Annotated in this window: 1 protein-coding gene; it reads left to right on the top strand. The window is 34.6% G+C overall.

Translation table 11 applies throughout. From position 1 onward, the window contains the following. Positions 1-10: 10 nt before the first annotated feature. Positions 11-237, top strand: a 227-nt coding sequence (locus ACPYOG_RS20750; protein ID WP_481295946.1) for an SPFH domain-containing protein, incomplete at its 3' end; no start/stop codon positions are given.

Genomic DNA, 237 nt, shown 5'->3' with positions numbered 1-237 from the left:
CTATAAATTGATGAGACCTGAAGCTCAAATCAAATCTTATATTGAAGATGCATTGCGCTCATCTGTTCCTAAGTTAACTTTGGATGAATTGTTTGAGAAAAAAGATGAAATTGCATTAGAAGTTCAAAAACAAGTAGCGGAAGAAATGTCAACGTATGGGTATATTATCGTTAAGACGCTCATTACCAAAGTTGAGCCGGATGCAGAAGTCAAACAATCAATGAACGAAATTAATGC

It is taken from the genome of Leifsonia sp. HAY1-4F (genome assembly GCF_056755275.1).
The sequence above is the reverse complement of the archived record's forward strand: the minus strand, read 5'-3'. Positions and strand labels throughout refer to the sequence as shown.